The following is a 3,462-nucleotide window of genomic DNA, read 5'->3' as shown; positions in this document are numbered from 1 at the left end:
AACCAGCGTAAGAGGGCCTCAACACCGATATCCTGTCCATGTTGGTCAATCTGCTTTTGATAGAAAAGAGTAAATTGTCTTTGCTGTATTGCGTTATATAAGTCGTGGATCAAGGTCGCTCTTGAGCTAACTGCAACCTGCATCTTGGGATCAAAAAACTGCACGCCATTGCGACCAGCCTCTTTAGCCTTATACATTGCCATGTCGGCTTGTTTTAATAAGTCCTCTTTTGAGACGCTTGTGCTATTAAACATTGTTACCCCGATGCTTGCGGAGCTATTGTACGTTAAACCCTCCAAGTCATATTCTTGCGTTAAGTGAGCCATGATTTTTTGCGCAAGTGATTCAGCCTGATTAGCAGCCGTTTCTTTATCATCACTTAAGTCTGATACTACGACAACAAACTCATCCCCCCCTAACCGTGACACCGTATCACCCTGCCTAACCGATTGAACCAAACGTGCGGCGACCTGGCATAACAATAAATCGCCTTTATTGTGACCAGCACTGTCGTTAAGATTTTTAAAATTATCTAAATCAAGAAACATTAAAGCCGCAAAATTGTTGGCGCGTGAGCAATGTGTTATGGCGCCTTGTAATCTATCCAATAACAACCGACGATTTGGTAGTAATGTGAGTGAGTCATAAAATGCTAACTGATGTATTTCTTGCTCACGACTTTTGCGCTGAGTGATGTCCCGCACGATTCCAATGAAATTAGTTTCACCAGCCATTTTTACTTCAACAACACCCAGCTCAATAGGAAATGTTGTACCATTTTTGTGCAATGCATCAAGTTCACGAATACGACCGGTAATGTCACTGATACCCCGGTTAATATAATTTGATAAGTAACTATCGTGATGTTCACGATGCGGTGAGCCCATAAGCATACTGATATTTCTGCCTATAATTTCTTCATCAGAATAACCAAAAATTTCATTTGCAGCCTGATTAAATGTAAGTACCTTACCCTTGCTATCAATGGTAATAATGCCATCAAGTAAGCTCTCGACAACAGCTTCCATCTGCTTTGATTTTTCGTTGAGTGAGCTTTCGGCCTGTATCTGGTCATTAATATCAAAGTGCGTACCCAGTAACCACTCAGCATTACCATCATTTGTTCTTGTGGACACTCGCCCCCTGGTATTAATCCAAATCCATTCGCCGTTTTTATGTTTCATTCGAATATTGGCTTCGTATATGGGAATAAGACCGGCTGCGTGTTTTTCGATTTGTACAGCACTATAGGCTAAATCATCGGGATGGGTCAGTCGCTCCCAGGTGTTTCTGCAAGTTGGCAGCAGTTCGGAAAGTTCGTAGCCCAACAATGATGCCCATTTATCATTAATTACTAACTCGCCATTTTGTAAATTAAGACGCCATGTGCCAATAGTATTGGCATCAATCACCGCTTTGAGTAAATTCTCACTATTGTGAATGAGCTCTTCATACCGCTTCTCTTTCGTGATATCGGTCTGGATTGCAATATAGCCACTAAGCTCGCCTTCTTCGTTTAGCAATGGATTACAGGCTATTCTCACCCAATATGATTGCTGCTCTTTTGAGTAATTGAGTACGTCAACATTGAAACTCTGCTGTAAAGCCAGGGCCGCTCTCATCCTAACAATAGTTGCAGGATCAGTGTCGGCTCCCTGCAATAGTTCGCCTGGCTTTTTACCCAGCATATCTTCGATGCTATAACCAGTGATGCTAGTAAACGCCTCATTTATCCAGACAACAAAACCACGTATATCGGTTATCACTACGCCATTCGTTGTTTGCCTGGCAACTTCCGAAAGACGCCTGATGGCAGAGTGTGCAGCGGTTTGCTCAGTAGTATTGCGAATAATAATCAGAACTTCATTTTCATCAATTTTCTTGTATCGCGCCTCAAAGGATTTATTCAATTTTGCAAAGGTGTAGTTGTGGTGAATGACATTGCCGTTCTCAAAAGCCTGTTTAACATTATCCATCAGTTGATGACCTAATTCATTAGGCAATACATCAAGGATTTTCTGCCCTAAAATTTCATGTTGAGGCTTAAGCAAATCAGGATGGTCGTTACACACTGAAAAACGAAAGTTTCGGTCAATGACAAAAACCATATCTGGCAATGTTGCCATTATTGTTGCCGTTCTTGTCATGCCAGCTGACAGTTTTTGTTGGAGCGTTTCCTGATCTAGTCTGGCAATCTCATGCTCAACCATGCCAGCTAACTCACGTAATACTCGTTTTTCGCTTATCGTCAAGTCACGAGGCTGTGGATCTATAAGGCATAATGTGCCAATAGGTTGCCCACCTGGCTCGCAAACCGGCGCTCCTGCATAAAAACGTATACGCGGCTCCTCGGTCACAAGCGGGTTAGCAGAGAAGCGGTCATCCTTTGTTGCGTCGGAAACGATAAAAATATCCGGGTGCAATATTGCATGCCCGCAAAAAGAGATATCACGCTCAGTCTGACAAGCATCAAGCCCTACCTTAGATTTAAACCACTGCCTGTCAGCATCGACTAGCGAAATTAAGCACGTTTGGACATTAAAAATGAAAGCCGCAAGTCGGGTGATACGATCAAAGCGCTCTTCAGCAGGCGAGTCCAGTAACGCTGTGCGTTTTAATGCGAGTAAACGAACGGCTTCATCAGCAGGATAATCAGGTGCACTCAAAAGCCTCTCCAGTAGTGTTTTACTCAGTCGTAAATTACCAATAGTACTTTAGAAAGGGAAGGTCTGAATAACTGCCGATATTCATCAACGCTCACATGAGCCGACAAAAAATCGAAAATTCAGACACTCTTCTCCTGTTCTTTGTGTATTTTTGCCCCTTTCCCACTCATTGAGCGGAAAACGGGCGCAATCGCCCTATTCCCATAGGTATTTCTCACTGATCAGCAGGTTGCTGAACGCCGCCAGTAAGTGCAGGCGCTGAGTGTTTTTGGCCAGTCCACGATAGCGAGCCTTGCCATAACCAAAAACGTGTTTGATGTACCGAAAGGGGTGCTCCACCTTGGCACGGATACTGGCTTTGATTTTTTCGACTTTCTGTCGCCTGGCATCTAGCTTCTGGCGGGTGCCAGGCCGTTTGGCAATATACCAAGAGACATCGTTGCGGTGCTTGTGCTCGTCGCGTTTTTGAATACCCAGGTAACCGGCATCACCGAAGACACGTTGCTCTTCACCGTGAAGGAGCTTATCGGCAAGCACAATGTCATGGACATTGGCAGCCGTGGTCTCGATGCTGTGTGATCTTGCCCAGTAACGATGGACACCTCAAGAATGTAATACACTGCAACGAGGTGAACCATGGCAAGATCGACGACATCAATGAAGAAAAAATCCTATACCCGTTACTCAGATACCTATCGGCAAGAAGCGTTAGCGCTTGCTGATCGCATAGGCGTTGCCGCAGCGGCTCGTGAACTGGGCATACACTCGAGTCAGCTTTATCAGTGGCGTTCTAAGG

The 3,462-nt window shown here is 44.4% G+C and carries 3 protein-coding genes; 1 reads left to right on the top strand and 2 read right to left on the bottom strand.

The features are described from left to right. Window positions 1–2,666 (bottom strand): bifunctional diguanylate cyclase/phosphodiesterase (locus AC0UA9_RS16895; RefSeq protein WP_475661839.1); only part of this gene is annotated, 2,666 nt, incomplete at its 3' end. 195 nt (window positions 2,667–2,861) lie between these two features. After that, the gene (locus AC0UA9_RS16890; protein ID WP_457945110.1) at window positions 2,862–3,236 is read right to left on the bottom strand and encodes a transposase; all 375 of its coding nucleotides are present in this window, start codon (window positions 3,234–3,236) and stop codon (window positions 2,862–2,864) included. 87 nt (window positions 3,237–3,323) lie between these two features. Here AC0UA9_RS16890 and AC0UA9_RS16885 point away from each other — a divergent pair. Continuing rightward, the coding region (locus AC0UA9_RS16885) for a transposase (RefSeq protein WP_475661842.1) at window positions 3,324–3,462 on the top strand (139 nt) is incomplete at its 3' end.

The sequence above is a fragment of the Colwellia sp. F1 genome (assembly GCF_056238625.1).
This window is presented reverse-complemented; position numbering and strand designations above follow the sequence as displayed.